Source organism: Thermincola sp. GK-1 (assembly GCF_059412445.1).
This window is the reverse complement of record NZ_JBSQAT010000031.1, coordinates 1-14,269: the sequence shown is the minus strand read 5'-3', so window position 1 is coordinate 14,269 and position 14,269 is coordinate 1. Positions and strand designations below refer to the sequence as shown.

Genomic DNA, 14,269 nt, shown 5'->3' with positions numbered 1-14,269 from the left:
TTGGCATTAGCCAACCCTATAATAGTGAATCGTTTGTATAGTTCAAGAAAGAATCGCCGATAGGCGAATTTGTTCTTTGGGGGATGGGTAGGCTCTCCGCTACCACGGAGCTTTATGCTGCCAAACCACAGCCGTGAGTTGCTGTAACCGCTATGGAGGTAAACAACCGTTGCTCCAAGGTTACGGGCGGAGACAGTGTAAACTCTGTACGGTTGAAATCGCTGAACCCGGCCAAATCGTCATCCGTGACTCATGGCCGGGTTTCCGGCGTCCGTACCGGAAACAGCGATTTTAAGCCTTCACTGTCGTTAACACTGTCTACCTGCCCTCCACCAGGTCGCAACTTGTTGTTTTACCTCCATAGCGGTATCTACTGTTTTTCTTAAAGCGACGGTTGTTTCGCCGAACAGCGCCTACCGGCAAAAGGGAGGGGTGGGCAGGGTTCTCCGGCTACCGTTTGGGAGCGACTGCGCCCGCGAAACCGCAGCCGGGCAGGCAGGGGGTTCGCGAATGTTTGAAGATGGCGAAGGCCGCCGGGAAGTCCGGCACTCAACTCATGTTGAGTGTCCTGGACGGGAGGCGGCCTAACTATTAAGGATATCATTATGAGCCATCGAGTTCGGGAACACTGCCTGCCTGTCTGCGGTTTTGCAGCACCAAGCTCCCTGGTAGCGGAGAACCCTACCCACCCCTCCTTAGCTGGGAAGGCGCAGCCTCGGAGCAACGGTTGTTTCACCGGTGTAGCGGCCTTCTATAGAGCAACGGTTGTTTCGCCTCTACAGCGGCAAACCGCAGCTTAAGAGCAACGATTGATACAGTGTTGGAGGTACCGGGCGGGGGCAGGATAAAAGGGGAAGACCCTGGCAATACTATTAATTGTCAATGATACATATTATTTCGAGGGGGCTTTTATTGTGGATTTTTTAAACGGTTTGGGAGGATTTTTGAGCTTTGTCCAAATCTTTTTTGCTGTTGTGATTGGCCTGTATTTTTGGAATTTGTTAAGGGCCCAACAGGGTAACAAACATGCCGTTGAGAAAGAATCAAAAAAAGAAATGGAAAAACTGATGAAAATGCGCCGCATTTCTTTAACGGAACCTTTATCAGAGAAAACCCGACCGAGCACTTTTAATGAAATAGTAGGCCAGCAGGAAGGCATCAAGGCCCTAAAAGCAGCTTTATGCGGACCCAACCCACAGCATGTAATTATTTATGGACCTCCCGGGGTCGGCAAAACAGCGGCTGCCCGGTTGGTGCTGGAGGAAGCCAAAAAAAACCCGGCTTCTCCATTCAAGGAAGATGCCAAGTTCGTGGAAATTGACGCTACTACGGCCAGGTTTGACGAGCGCGGGATAGCGGACCCGTTAATTGGTTCTGTGCATGATCCTATTTACCAGGGGGCCGGGCCTATGGGTCAGGCAGGCATACCGCAGCCCAAACCGGGCGCTGTAACAAAAGCCCATGGGGGTATGCTGTTTATTGATGAAATAGGCGAATTGCACCCCGTGCAGATGAATAAGTTGCTCAAGGTGTTGGAAGACAGGAAAGTGATACTGGAAAGCGCCTATTACAGCTCAGAAGACCGGAACGTACCGGTACATATCCATGATATTTTCCAAAATGGTTTACCGGCTGATTTCCGACTGGTGGGAGCTACTACCAGGATGCCGCACGAAATACCGTCGGCCATCCGGTCCCGGTGCCTGGAGGTGTTTTTTCGCGCGCTACTGCCTGATGAAATTGGCATAATTGCTGAAAATGCGCGCAGGAAAATAGGCTTTGAGGCAGAACCGGGCGCCCTGGACGTGGTCAAGAAGTATGCCAATAACGGCCGGGAAGCGGTAAATATTGTCCAGATTGCCGCCGGTATAGCTATGACCGACAACAGGCAGTTAATAAAGGTTAGTGACATTGAATGGGTGGTGAACAGTGGTCAATATTCACCCCGGCCTGAGAAAAAAGTACCTTTGCTGCCCCAGGTGGGTGTTGTTAACGGTTTGGCTGTTTACGGCCCCAATATGGGTATGCTGGTTGAGGTGGAAGTTAGCGCAATCGAAGTTGGGGCGGGCCGCGGTAAAGTGACTGTTACAGGAATGGTGGAAGAAGAAGAGATTGGCAACGGTTCCAAGGTGATGAAACGCAAAAGTATGGCCAAGGGTTCCGTGGAAAATGTGCTGACTGTTTTAAGGCATACTTTTAAAATTGAACCCAATAAGTATGACATCCACGTGAATTTCCCCGGTGGGATCCCTATAGACGGGCCTTCCGCCGGAGTCACCATAGCTACAGCCATTTTGTCTGCCATTAAAGGCATTCCGGTAGACAACAAGGTGGCGATGACAGGCGAACTGTCTATCCAGGGAAAAGTAAAACCGGTTGGCGGCATAGTGGCAAAGGTTGAAGCGGCTAAACAGGCCGGAGCTACAACGGTATTTATTCCTAAAGATAACTACCAGGCGATTTTCAGGGAAATGGAAGGAATAGAGGTAATTGGGGTAGAAAATTTACAGGAAATAGTTAGCAGAGCCCTTTTTTCCGCCAAGTCTGCTCCTGAAAGTTATCACCAGGTAGATGTGTTATCTGCTTTATCTGTTTAATGAAGCCCCGTTTTGTTACGGGGTTTCCTATTGGTTGATGGTTTCCCTGAAGCCGGATGACTTGCAGGGCTTTCCCAGAGAGTATATAATATTAAGGCAGGTATTGAACAATAAGGAGGAACCGTTATGACCGACCAATCGGATGCAGCGAAGGTTACAAAAACATTACCACTTTTGCCTTTGCGCGGGATTTTGGTATTTCCCTATATGGTAATACATTTGGATGTTGGCCGGGAAAAGTCCGTGAAAGCAATCGAGGAAACCATGGTTCAGGACAGAATTATTTTTCTTGCTACCCAAAAGGAAGCCCAGACTGATGAACCGGGAGAAAATGACATTTACCACACCGGTACTGTGGCCGAGGTAAAGCAATTATTGAAACTGCCTGGGGGCACTATAAGAATTCTTGTTGAGGGCTTGGCGCGCGCTAAAGTCGTTAAATTCCTCGAACATGAACCTTATTTTAAGGTTGAGATAGAAGAGTATGCTGAACAGCACGAGGTTACCCCGGAAATAGAAGCATTGATGCGAAGTCTTGTCAACCAGTTTGAGCAATATGTGAAAATGAGCAAGCGCATACCGCCGGAGACTGTTATTACGGTGGTTAACCTGGAGGATCCGGGTCGTCTGGCGGATATTATCGTATCTCATCTGGCTCTGAAAACTGAAGACAAACAAAGGGTGCTGGAGGCAATAGAAGCCAAGAAGAGACTGGAGATCCTCTGTGAAATACTGGCCAAGGAGATGGAAATCCTGGAGTTGGAAAGAAAGATAAATCTCCGGGTCCGCAAGCAGATGGAAAAGACCCAAAAGGAATACTATCTCCGGGAACAGTTAAAGGCTATCCAGAAAGAACTGGGCGAAAAGGATGAGAAAACAGCCGAAACGGAAGAATACAGGGCCAAGATCAAAAAAGCCAGGATGCCGAAGGAAGTCGAGGAAAAAGCCCTGAAGGAAGTGGAGAGGCTTGATAAAATGCCTCCGATGGCCGCTGAGTCAGGAGTGATCAGAACTTACCTGGATTGGTTGTTGGCCCTGCCGTGGCGGAAGACAACCAGGGACCGGCTTGATATTAACCAGGCTGAGATGGTCTTAAATGAAGACCATTATGGTTTGGACAAGGTCAAAGAACGTATCCTGGAATATTTAGCCATCAGAAAACTGGCCAAAAAGCTGAAGGGCCCAATTTTATGCTTTGTAGGGCCGCCCGGTGTAGGGAAGACTTCGCTGGCCAAATCCATTGCCAGGGCTCTGGAACGAAATTTCGTCCGGATGTCCCTCGGGGGGGTGCGTGATGAAGCGGAAATCAGAGGACATCGCAGGACTTACGTAGGGGCTATGCCGGGCCGTATTATTCAGGGCATTAAACAGGCAGGTTCACGGAATCCTGTGTTCCTGCTCGATGAAATAGACAAAATGAGTATGGATTTCAGGGGAGACCCCTCGGCGGCTCTGTTGGAAGTCCTTGACCCTGAGCAAAACAACTCTTTCAGCGACCATTATATAGAAAGTCCCTTTGACTTGTCCGATGTCATGTTTATAACTACGGCAAATGCCCTGCATCCTGTGCCGAGGCCGCTTCTGGACAGGATGGAAGTCATATATATTTCCGGGTATACAGAAGAAGAAAAGGTACAAATTGCTCGGCGCCACTTAATTCCGAAGCAGTTGAAAGAACATGGGTTAAAAGCCGGGCAACTGCAAATGTCAGAAAATGTAATCCGGAAAATTATCCGCGAATACACCAGGGAAGCCGGTGTGCGTAACCTGGAACGGGAAATAGCCGCTATCTGCCGCAAAGCAGCCCGCCAGATTGTGCAAAAAAACCAAAAGCGGGTTAAGGTTTCCATACAGAACCTGGAACAGTTTTTGGGCATCCCCAGTTACAGGTTTGGCGTGGCTGAAAAGGAAGATGAAGTGGGTATTGCCACTGGCCTGGCCTGGACCGAAACAGGCGGCGATGTCCTGGCTGTAGAAGTAACCGTAATGAAGGGAACCGGTAAGCTCACCCTGACGGGTAAACTGGGCGATGTGATGAAGGAATCGGCCCAGGCGGCATTCAGCTATATTCGGTCTAAGGCCTCGGAATTGAAAATAGACCCGGATTTTTACGATAAATACGACACCCATATCCACGTGCCGGAAGGCGCTATTCCCAAGGATGGCCCCTCTGCGGGTATCACCATGGCCACAGCTCTGGCATCGGCTTTGACGCAGAGGAAGACCAGACGCGAAGTGGCCATGACGGGCGAGATAACTTTACGGGGCCGGGTTTTACCTGTAGGAGGCATAAAAGAAAAAGTGCTGGCTGCTCACCGGGCCGGGATTAAGGTTGTCATTCTGCCCAAAGACAATAAAAAAGACCTAGAGGAAATACCGCAAAAGGTGAAATCTAAAGTGGAATTTGTCCTGGTGGAACACATGGATGAGGTTTTAGCAAGAGCGCTTCAGGAGGGCTAAATTTGAACATTACTGCCGCTGAATTCATTATCAGCGCCCCGGGACCGAAACAGTACCCTGTTGAAGGGTATCCCGAAATTGCTTTTGCCGGACGGTCCAACGTGGGCAAATCTTCTTTAATCAACACGCTAACTAACCGGAAGGGTTTGGCCAAGACCAGCAGCAGGCCGGGAAAGACCCAACTGTTAAATTTTTATCTGATTAATAAAAGTTTGTACTTTGTGGATTTACCCGGATATGGATTTGCCAGGGTATCCAAAGAAACCAAGAGTTATTGGGGTAAGATGATCGAAAACTACCTTAAAAACAGAGAGGAACTGGTGGCGGTAGTGCAGTTGATTGATATCCGGCATGCGCCAAGCCGTGACGATATTACTATGCATCAGTGGCTGAAACACTACCGCATTCCAACGGTATTGGTTTTAAACAAAGCCGATAAAATTACGCGGGGTAAATGGGCACAGCATGCCAAAATAATCAGGCAATCATTGATGCCCGACCCCGAAACTCCGGTAGTAGTCTTTTCTGCTGAAACAAGACAGGGAAGGGAAGAATTACTGGGAATTTTGGATAAGATGGTCAAATCAAAAGAAGAGGGCAGGGCGGTTCCAGAAGGATAGCCAACTTAAAGTAGCAGATTGCAATGCTGTTTTTAAGGGATAACAATAGCCGGTCATCGTTTTATCGGACGGTGGCCGGCTTTGGAGTTTACAGGCTTTTCCTGACATGGCATTTGCAGCCGCAGCATACCCTATTAATAGCCTGCGGAAAAGGGGTGCGTCTATGGTAAACGTTGCGTTACTGTTAATCAGCCTGGGGGTTATTTTATTAAGCGCGGAATTGTTCACAAACGCTGTTGAATGGTTGGGTAAAATGCTGAAATTATCAGAGGGAGCTGTCGGCAGCATTTTGGCAGCCGTAGGTACTGCCCTGCCGGAAACCCTTATTCCCATTATTGCCATAGTCTTTGGCCATTCTGCTGCCGCCCAGGAAATCGGTATAGGGGCCATTCTGGGCGCGCCCTTTATGCTGGGTACCCTGGCCATGTTTGTCACGGGCAGCGCTGCTCTTGCTTTAGCCTTTATGGGTAAAAGGCGGACGACTATGCTCGTTGACGATTCTCTCATGAAAAGGGACCTGACCTTTTTTCTTATAGTATATTCAGGAGCCATTGTGGCTTCGCTGTTGACCAGGCATACTTTCAAAAAGATAATAGCTTTGGTTTTAATCCTGGCTTATTGCGTTTATGTCATACGCACTATAAAAGATGGCGACCAACTGGGGGAAACCAGTATCGCTCCCTTAATACTGGCCAAAAACCGCTCGTATCCCCGTCTGCGCATAGTGTTGCTGCAGTTGGGGCTGGCCATTGCCGGAATTTTGGGTGGGGCCGAGGTGTTTGTGCATAATATGGAAAAAGTTGCTGTGACTTTGGGTATTGCGCCTTTTGTACTTTCGGTAATTGTAACTCCTATAGCCACTGAACTGCCGGAAAAATTTAATAGTATTATCTGGGTCAGCAGGGGTAAAGATACCTTGGCCCTGGGCAATATAACCGGGGCTATGGTTTTTCAGAGTTCCATAATACCGGCTATCGGGATTGCTCTGACCCCGTGGGCCCTGACACCGGCAGCTTTTATGTCTGCAGTGATCGCCCTGGCTTCAGCCGGAATTATCCTTATTTACCTTGTAACAAAGAAACGTCTGCGGGCATATACACTTCTGGTAGGAGGGTTATTCTACAGCTTATTTATAGCCCTTGTTCTCAAGGCCCATTATTAAGCCGTCCGGGTTGACATCGAGCCAATAATTAGTATAATATATATACGTTAATGGATATTGCAGGCAATGACAGGGAAGAGTAAAAGGTACTTTCTCTAAAGAGAGGGGTGCCCTTGGCTGAAAGGCCCCCGGGAAAAAGGCTTTTGAACGTCGCCCTGGAGCTGTAAGGCTGAAGAGGAAGGATTAACCCTCCCTTATGTAAGCTTTACCGGGTCAGCCCGTTACAGCCAAAGAGTTCCAGGCGCTACAACGCTTGTGAAGTAAGGTGGTACCGCGGAAATGAGCTTTTCGTCCTTAAACGGATGAAAAGTTTTTTTATTTGGCGGACGGTGATAAGCCATTTTATACTTAAGGAGGATGAAGCATGAGCGCGGAAAAGAACTTGCCCACTACTTACAACCCTGGGGAAGTTGAAAAAAAGTGGTATAAATTTTGGGAGGATAATGGCTTTTTTCATGCGGAAGTAAATCCTGAAAAGAAGCCTTTCGCCATTGTTATGCCTCCGCCCAATGTAACCGGGGCGTTGCATATGGGACATGCTATAGATAATACCCTGCAGGATATTCTGACCAGGTGGCGCCGTATGCAGGGATATAATGCCCTTTGGCTGCCCGGGACCGACCATGCCGGGATAGCTACCCAGGCCAAGGTGGAAGAACAACTGGCCAAGGAGGGCCTCTCCAAATACGACCTGGGCAGGGATAAATTTTTGGAGCGGGTATGGCAATGGAAGGAGTTTTATCACAACCGGATAGCCACCCAGTTAAGAAGTCTTGGCTCATCCTGTGACTGGGAGCGGGAAAGGTTTACGATGGATGAGGGCTGCTCCCGCGCCGTACAAAAAGTTTTTGTTGATCTTTACAAAAAAGGGCTCATATATCGGGATAACTATATCATCAACTGGTGTACCAACTGCCGTACCACCATATCTGATATAGAAGTGGAACATACCGACCAGGCGGGCCACTTCTGGCATATAAGGTACCCTGTTAAAGACAGTGATGAATATGTATACCTGGCTACGACCAGGCCGGAAACAATGCTGGGTGATACGGCCGTCGCCGTACATCCCGCTGATGAAAGATATAAGCACCTGGTGGGCAGAAGTGTAATTTTGCCTCTGGTTGGCCGTGAAATCCAGGTTATTGCTGACGAATACGTTGACCCTGAATTTGGTACCGGGGTAGTAAAGATAACGCCTGCTCACGACCCCAATGATTTTGAAGTGGGGAAAAGGCATAACCTGCCCGAAATCACCGTTATGAACAAGGACGGAACAATGAATGAGGAGGCAGGGATATACCGGGGACTGGACCGGTATGAGTGCCGCAAAAGGATTGTTGAGGACCTGGAAAAGGGCGGTTTCCTGGTCAAAGTTGAAGACCACACCCATTCTGTCGGCCATTGTTACCGTTGCGGTACAGTTATAGAACCGCTGGTTTCCAAACAATGGTTTGTCAAAATGAAACCTCTGGCTGAACCGGCCATCCAGGCAGCTAAAGAGGAACGGGTGCGTTTTATTCCCGAGCGCTTTACGAAAATATACCTGAACTGGATGGAGAATATAAGGGATTGGTGTATTTCACGCCAGTTGTGGTGGGGGCACCGGATTCCTGTCTGGTACTGTCAGGATTGCGGGGAAGTAATCTGTGAACTGGATCCGCCGGAAAAATGTCCAAAGTGCGGCAGTGCAAGATTGGAACAAGACCCTGACGTTTTGGATACCTGGTTCAGTTCCGGGTTATGGCCTTTTTCCACCCTGGGCTGGCCGGAAAGGAAACCTGAATTGGAGTACTTTTATCCAACTTCCGTATTAGTAACCGGTCGGGATATTATATTCTTCTGGGTAGCCAGAATGATATTTATGGCCATGGAATTTATGAAAGAAGTTCCCTTCAGGGAGGTATTCATCCATGGGTTGGTTCTCGATGCTCAGGGACGCAAAATGAGCAAATCCCTTGGCAACGGAGTTGACCCCATTGAGGTTATTGAAAAATATGGAGCCGACACTTTGCGATTCATGCTGATTACCGGCAACACCCCCGGTAATGATTTGCGGTTCCATTTTGAACGGTTGGATAACACCAGAAATTTTGCCAATAAAATATGGAATGCTTCCCGCTTTGTATTGATGAACCTGGAAGATTTCAAACCAGGGGAACCGCCTAAAGACTATTCGCCGGCGGATAAATGGATTAAGTCCAGATTTAACAAAACTGTTAAGACCGTTACTGATGCTCTGGAAGCTTATAACCTGGGAGAGGCAGCCCAGTCATTATATGAATTTATTTGGAACGAGTTCTGTGACTGGTACATTGAACTGGTGAAGCCTGTGCTTTACGGCAAAGAAAGCCCGGCAGCAAGGTATACGGCGCAGTATGTACTCTGGTCCGTTCTGGAAGGAACTATGCGGTTACTGCATCCCTTTATGCCTTTTATAACCGAGGAGATTTGGCAGCATCTTCCCCATGAGGGCAAAACCATAATGACCCAGCAGTGGCCTGAATTTAATACCGCCGAGGTAGATGAGAAAGCTGAAGCCGAGATGGAAATGGCCATGGAAGTAATAAAAGCTGTCAGAAATATCAGGAGCGAAATGAATGTAGCGCCTTCCCGTAAAGCCGATGTGATTATCAATGCCGGTTCAGGTGCGGCCATGGAGGTATTAAACCGGTGTAAACCGTACCTGGTGAACCTGGCGCATATTGCTAATTTGACCCTGGAAGAAAAACTGGATGCGGAACCGGAAGATGCTATGAGCGCTATTATAAAAGGCGTAGAAATTTATATGCCGCTGAAGGGACTGGTTGATATCCAGGCTGAAGTGGCCCGTCTCCGCAAAGAACTGGATGTTCTCGAAAAGGAACTGGCCAGGGTTAACGGAAAGCTAAACAACCAAAAGTTCCTGGACAAGGCGCCGGAAGATGTTATTGCCAAAGAAAAGGCCAAACATGCAGAGTATTCCGAGAAGAAACAAGCTGTACTTGAACGTTTGGCCAAATTAGGCGTTAAATAAAAGAAACAAATGCTATGTGTGGGGCTGCCCTTTTTGGGCAGCCTGTTTTACTGAATGGCTAAGTAGTGAAAAGTCCCACAAACCTCGAGGACAAAACCCTTGGGTAACAATCCTACAAATAATTGCTGGCAAAGAATTTGTGTTTTCCCCGAAAAACCCTGTGATTATTGGTTGTGTTTAATCCGGATTTCGTTTATACTTATTTGGAATAATTGATTTTATTCTTGCTTCAAAATGTATTAGTGTTATAATATAAAATAAAAGAAAAATTTACGTTGCATGGGAAGGGATAAGGTAAATGAGGGCCAATGTAAAAACTCTTTTAGAATCTCTGGAAAAATGGGGAATTACTCCTGAAGAGCTTGTCAGGAGAGCCCGGTTGCCGGAATCGGTTGCCGACGACCTGGTAAAGGGGAAAGAGATTCCCGCCCGGCAGATGTCCAAACTGGTCAGGGTTTTTGAGGCCTTAACCATAGAAGATTGTGAAGACTTTAAAACAGGGAAACTGAACATCGGGGACCGTATCAGAGCATTAAGAGAAGAAAAAGGTTTGAGCCTGGTTGATTTTGGGAATTTAACAGGGTTGTCTTTTACTTATCTCAGCGAACTTGAGCGCGGAACTACTGTCCCTGCTGTGGGTACCCTGAAAAAAATAGCTGCCTGCCTGGGGGTTCCTGTGAGCCTGTTTATTGAAAACGAACGGAAGAATAGTATTATCGCCGAGAAACTCCAGTATGCCAGGAAGATGAAAGGCCTCACCCAGAAGGAACTGGCAGTACGGGCCGGGATTTCGCCTGGGTTAGTCGGTCAGATAGAAATGGGTAAAGTCAATGCATCTTTAAAAACCATAGAAAAAATCAGTCAGGTGCTGGGGGTTTCTGTTTGCTATCTGATTTTGGACAGGGAAGAAGTTGAAGCGATGATTGGCGGCTTAAGCCCTGAATTAAGAAATCTGCTCATGGATAAAAAGGTTCAACTGTTGCTGGGTTCTATTTGCCGCATGGAAGAAGACAAGCTCAAGTTAGTGCTCAACTTTGCCGATATGTTAAAAAATCCTCGTATTTGAAGGGGAGGTTGAACGATTTTGAAAACATTTAACCTCCCAGAATTTTTCGGAATAACCTTTGTTAATAGCTTCAATCTGGCGGGATATGCCGGATTTTTTTTTAGCAGGTTTTTTGTGCGAAAAGTCGAAAACTAAGAAGTGATCTTATTTTTGGGAGGTCTTTTGAATGAATTACCAGGAAGCGTTGACATATTTACAGGACCTGACTAAATTTGGGTTTAACTTTGGTTTGGGGCGGATAGAAGAACTGCTGAACCGGCTCGGAAACCCCCACAAAAAATTAAAAGTGGTGCACGTGGGTGGAACCAACGGGAAAGGTTCTACAACGGCTTTCATAAGCGGCATCCTGCAGGCCGCCGGGTACCGGGTCGGGGTTTTTACTTCTCCCCACCTGCATTCTTATACGGAGAGGTATACGATAAATAATGTTACCATTTCTGAGGAAGCAATGGCCAGGTATATTGTTTTTCTAAAACCTTATCTTGACAAGATGGTAGAAGACGGTTATGAGCACCCCACTGAATTTGAGGTATGTACGGCCCTGGCCTTCCAGTATTTTTATGACCAGAAAGTGGACTATGTGGTCCTGGAAGTGGGTCTTGGAGGGGCTATTGACTCCACTAATGTAGTTGTTCCGCTTGTATCGGTGATCACCAATGTGGCTATGGACCATATGGATTACCTGGGCCATTCCATTCGGGAAATTGCTGAGGTTAAGGCAGGTATAATAAAACTCAATGGGCTGGCCGTAACGGCGGTACAGGACCTTGAGGCTTTAGAGGTAATTTCACGCACGGCCCGGGAAAGAAACGCCCGTCTGATCGAGGTTTACAAAGAAGCCAAATGGGAAATAACAGATTCTTCTGTTTGGGGACAAACTTTTAATTTAAACACCAGTAACCGCACTTACAAAAACGTGCGTATCGGCCTTTTGGGTCACCATCAGATTGTCAATGCCGTTACTGCTATAGTAACTGTAGAAGCTTTGGAAACGCTCGGCGTGCAGATCGGGCAGGATGCCGTAGAGAACGGAATGGCGTCGGTCAAGTGGCCGGCCAGATTGGAAATTATGCAAAGACAGCCGATGGTAATTATTGACGGCGCTCATAACGTACACGGGGCCAAAAGCCTGAGAAACGCTCTACAAGAAGTATTCTCCTACGATAAACTGATTTTGGTTTTCGGTATGCTGGGCGATAAAGAGCGGGAAAAAGTGGTGGCAGAATTAGCGCCTTTGGCAGCTAAGGTGGTAATTACCAGGCCCAACTCTCCCAGGGCCGGTCAGTGGGATAAAGTAGCCGAAGAAGTGAAAAAATATGTAAACGATGTGCGGGTCATTGAAGATATTCACCAGGCCGTTGATACAGCGGTTAAAATTGCGGAACCGGGCGATTTGGTTTGTATAACCGGTTCTCTGTACATGGTGGCTGAAGCAAGGGAGTACTTTCTGAAAAAATGAGTTCTAACCGGAGTAGCCTGGCCATATGATAAGAATAAATAACTCAACTATTCCATTAAAAACTATTTAGAGTGTCCGGGAAGGGTGAAACAACCGTTACTTTTATAATTAATTCTCCGTGTTCTCCGTTTACTCTGCGGTTATATTAAGTTGGCAACTTATTGTTTCACTGTTACTGGGCCATTAGAACTGAGAAGGTTGAGCCACTGAGTTATATGGCTGGAGGATCCCGATGAGACCAAACAGGAAAAGGCTTGTGGCTGCGATGGTAATATTTTTTACTGTTTCCGCCCTGGCCATCTTTTTTAGCGCTATATTGGGAAAAGCTTACCTTGGCATATTGAAATCCGGGGGTGAGAAAAGAACCTCCCAACCTCCCGGTGCAAAGGCTGTGGTAGCTGAAAAACAGGCAGGAAGTGTGGTGTTAACGCCTGTACCTGTTTTTTATCTACAGGGAGGGGTCTATTCTGACCTGGAAAGCGCCCGGCAGGCAGCCGGGGACTTTTTAAGTTTGGGCCTGGACCCGTTTATAACTGAAAAAGCTCCGTATCGCCTGTACATAGGTTTTTTCGGTACCAGGGAAGAGGCATACAAATTCAAAGATTATTTAAAAGAAAAAGAAGTAGGCGCCTTTGTTCAGGCTAATATGTTGAACGCCACGGAATTATCGTTTTCGGAAAAAAAAGCGGAGCTGGTCTATAAATGGGCTCCTTTTCTGGAGAAATGTTCCCTGTTCATAAAATCATTGGGAAATAGTTGCAGTTTCGGGTCCTTTGAACGGGCCGACCGCCAGGCGATTGAAAGGGCTTTGGTCCCAATAATGGGAGAATTGGATTCTTTAATAGCGGAACTGGACAAAAAAGTGCCCGAGTCGGGCGAATTTGGCTTGGCTGTGAATGGTTTAGCCGATTCGGCCAGGTTATTAAAAGCCGATATGGTTAAACTGCAGTCGCAATGGAATCAGGACAATTATAACCAGGTGGCGAAGGGGCTAATCCAGTTCGTTCAGGCTTATATTAATTGCTGGGACCAATTGGCAGTGCCTGATACAACTTAATATTGTCCTCCTTTAATATTGTGTGTTATAATTTTCTGGAGAGAGGGAGGGAGGAACGGGATGAAGGCACTGAAAATACCGGAGGCTACTATCACCAGATTATCAGTTTATTCGAGATTTTTAGAGGCCATAGATAAAAAGGGTATTGTTACCATATCTTCCGGCGAAATAGCAGAAGGCACCGGCGTTAGTCCGGCACAAGTCAGAAAAGACCTGGCCTATTTTGGTGAATTTGGAACGCGTGGGGTGGGCTATAACGTTAAAGACCTTTTGAAGCATACCCTCAAGATCCTCGGACTTACCAACAGATGGTCCGTTGTTGTCGTGGGCGCCGGTAATTTGGGTTCAGCCCTGGTTTCATATCGCGGGTTCAGACAACGGGGGTTTGATATTGTTGGCGTTTTCGATAATGATCTTACGAAAATAGGTAAAAAACTTCTTGACCTTGAGGTATTGGGGACGGAAGAGATTCCCAGGGTAGTTAAGGAACATAATGTGAAAATGGGTGTTATCACAGCTCCTGCTTCCGCAGCACAGGATGTAGCGAATATTTTGGTGAAAAGCGGGGTCAAGGCCATTCTTAACTTTGCGCCGACCGTGTTGAACGTGCCTGACCATGTACATGTAAGAAACATTGATTTATCAACTAAATTAGAGATTTTAACCTTCCATTTAGGTATGGAGAATGATGGATACTAATTGTTTTATCGTTTTTTATGTGACGAATGTAACAAAGACCGTGCCAACCGGCACGGTCTTTTTTTGTTGTTAAGGAAATTACCGTTTAGCAGGGTTGTGGATAACTTATGTCAAAAAAGGTAGATATGATGGT

At 47.0% G+C, this 14,269-nt stretch carries 10 protein-coding genes and 1 other annotated feature; all 10 genes read left to right on the top strand.

Annotated features, from left to right (window positions below; all coding sequences use genetic code 11):
* The first annotated feature begins 432 nt into the window (after nt 1-432).
* Complete coding sequence (locus ACSNJE_RS15605; RefSeq protein ID WP_495253049.1) at nt 433-588, top strand: hypothetical protein; 156 nt, start codon at nt 433-435, stop codon at nt 586-588.
* A 326-nt stretch (nt 589-914) separates the two neighbouring features.
* A complete protein-coding gene (gene lonB / locus ACSNJE_RS15600) occupies nt 915-2,597 on the top strand; it encodes an ATP-dependent protease LonB (protein ID WP_052218080.1) in 1,683 nt (560 codons plus the stop codon).
* 126 nt (nt 2,598-2,723) lie between these two features.
* The gene (gene lon, locus ACSNJE_RS15595; protein ID WP_495253048.1) at nt 2,724-5,057 is read left to right on the top strand and encodes an endopeptidase La; all 2,334 of its coding nucleotides are present in this window, start codon (nt 2,724-2,726) and stop codon (nt 5,055-5,057) included.
* Between the two features lie 2 nt (nt 5,058-5,059).
* A complete protein-coding gene (yihA, locus tag ACSNJE_RS15590) occupies nt 5,060-5,677 on the top strand; it encodes a ribosome biogenesis GTP-binding protein YihA/YsxC (protein WP_474660466.1) in 618 nt (205 codons plus the stop codon).
* Nucleotides 5,678-5,840: 163 nt separating this feature from the next.
* Nucleotides 5,841-6,839: a sodium:calcium antiporter gene (locus ACSNJE_RS15585; RefSeq protein WP_052218077.1), complete on the top strand. Its 999-nt coding sequence runs from the start codon at nt 5,841-5,843 to the stop codon at nt 6,837-6,839.
* 57 nt (nt 6,840-6,896) lie between these two features.
* Nucleotides 6,897-7,138, top strand: a binding site (T-box leader).
* Between the two features lie 65 nt (nt 7,139-7,203).
* Nucleotides 7,204-9,855 (top strand): valine--tRNA ligase, encoded by a 2,652-nt coding sequence (locus ACSNJE_RS15580; protein WP_495253047.1) that lies wholly within the window; start codon nt 7,204-7,206, stop codon nt 9,853-9,855.
* Between the two features lie 298 nt (nt 9,856-10,153).
* A complete protein-coding gene (locus tag ACSNJE_RS15575) occupies nt 10,154-10,921 on the top strand; it encodes a helix-turn-helix domain-containing protein (RefSeq protein ID WP_013121387.1) in 768 nt (255 codons plus the stop codon).
* Between the two features lie 166 nt (nt 10,922-11,087).
* Nucleotides 11,088-12,380, top strand: coding sequence for a bifunctional folylpolyglutamate synthase/dihydrofolate synthase (locus ACSNJE_RS15570; RefSeq protein WP_495253046.1), 1,293 nt, complete (start codon nt 11,088-11,090; stop codon nt 12,378-12,380).
* A gap of 232 nt (nt 12,381-12,612) precedes the next feature.
* Nucleotides 12,613-13,437, top strand: coding sequence for an SPOR domain-containing protein (locus ACSNJE_RS15565; protein WP_495253045.1), 825 nt, complete (start codon nt 12,613-12,615; stop codon nt 13,435-13,437).
* Between the two features lie 60 nt (nt 13,438-13,497).
* Nucleotides 13,498-14,136, top strand: coding sequence for a redox-sensing transcriptional repressor Rex (locus ACSNJE_RS15560; protein WP_052218072.1), 639 nt, complete (start codon nt 13,498-13,500; stop codon nt 14,134-14,136).
* Nucleotides 14,137-14,269 lie beyond the last annotated feature (133 nt).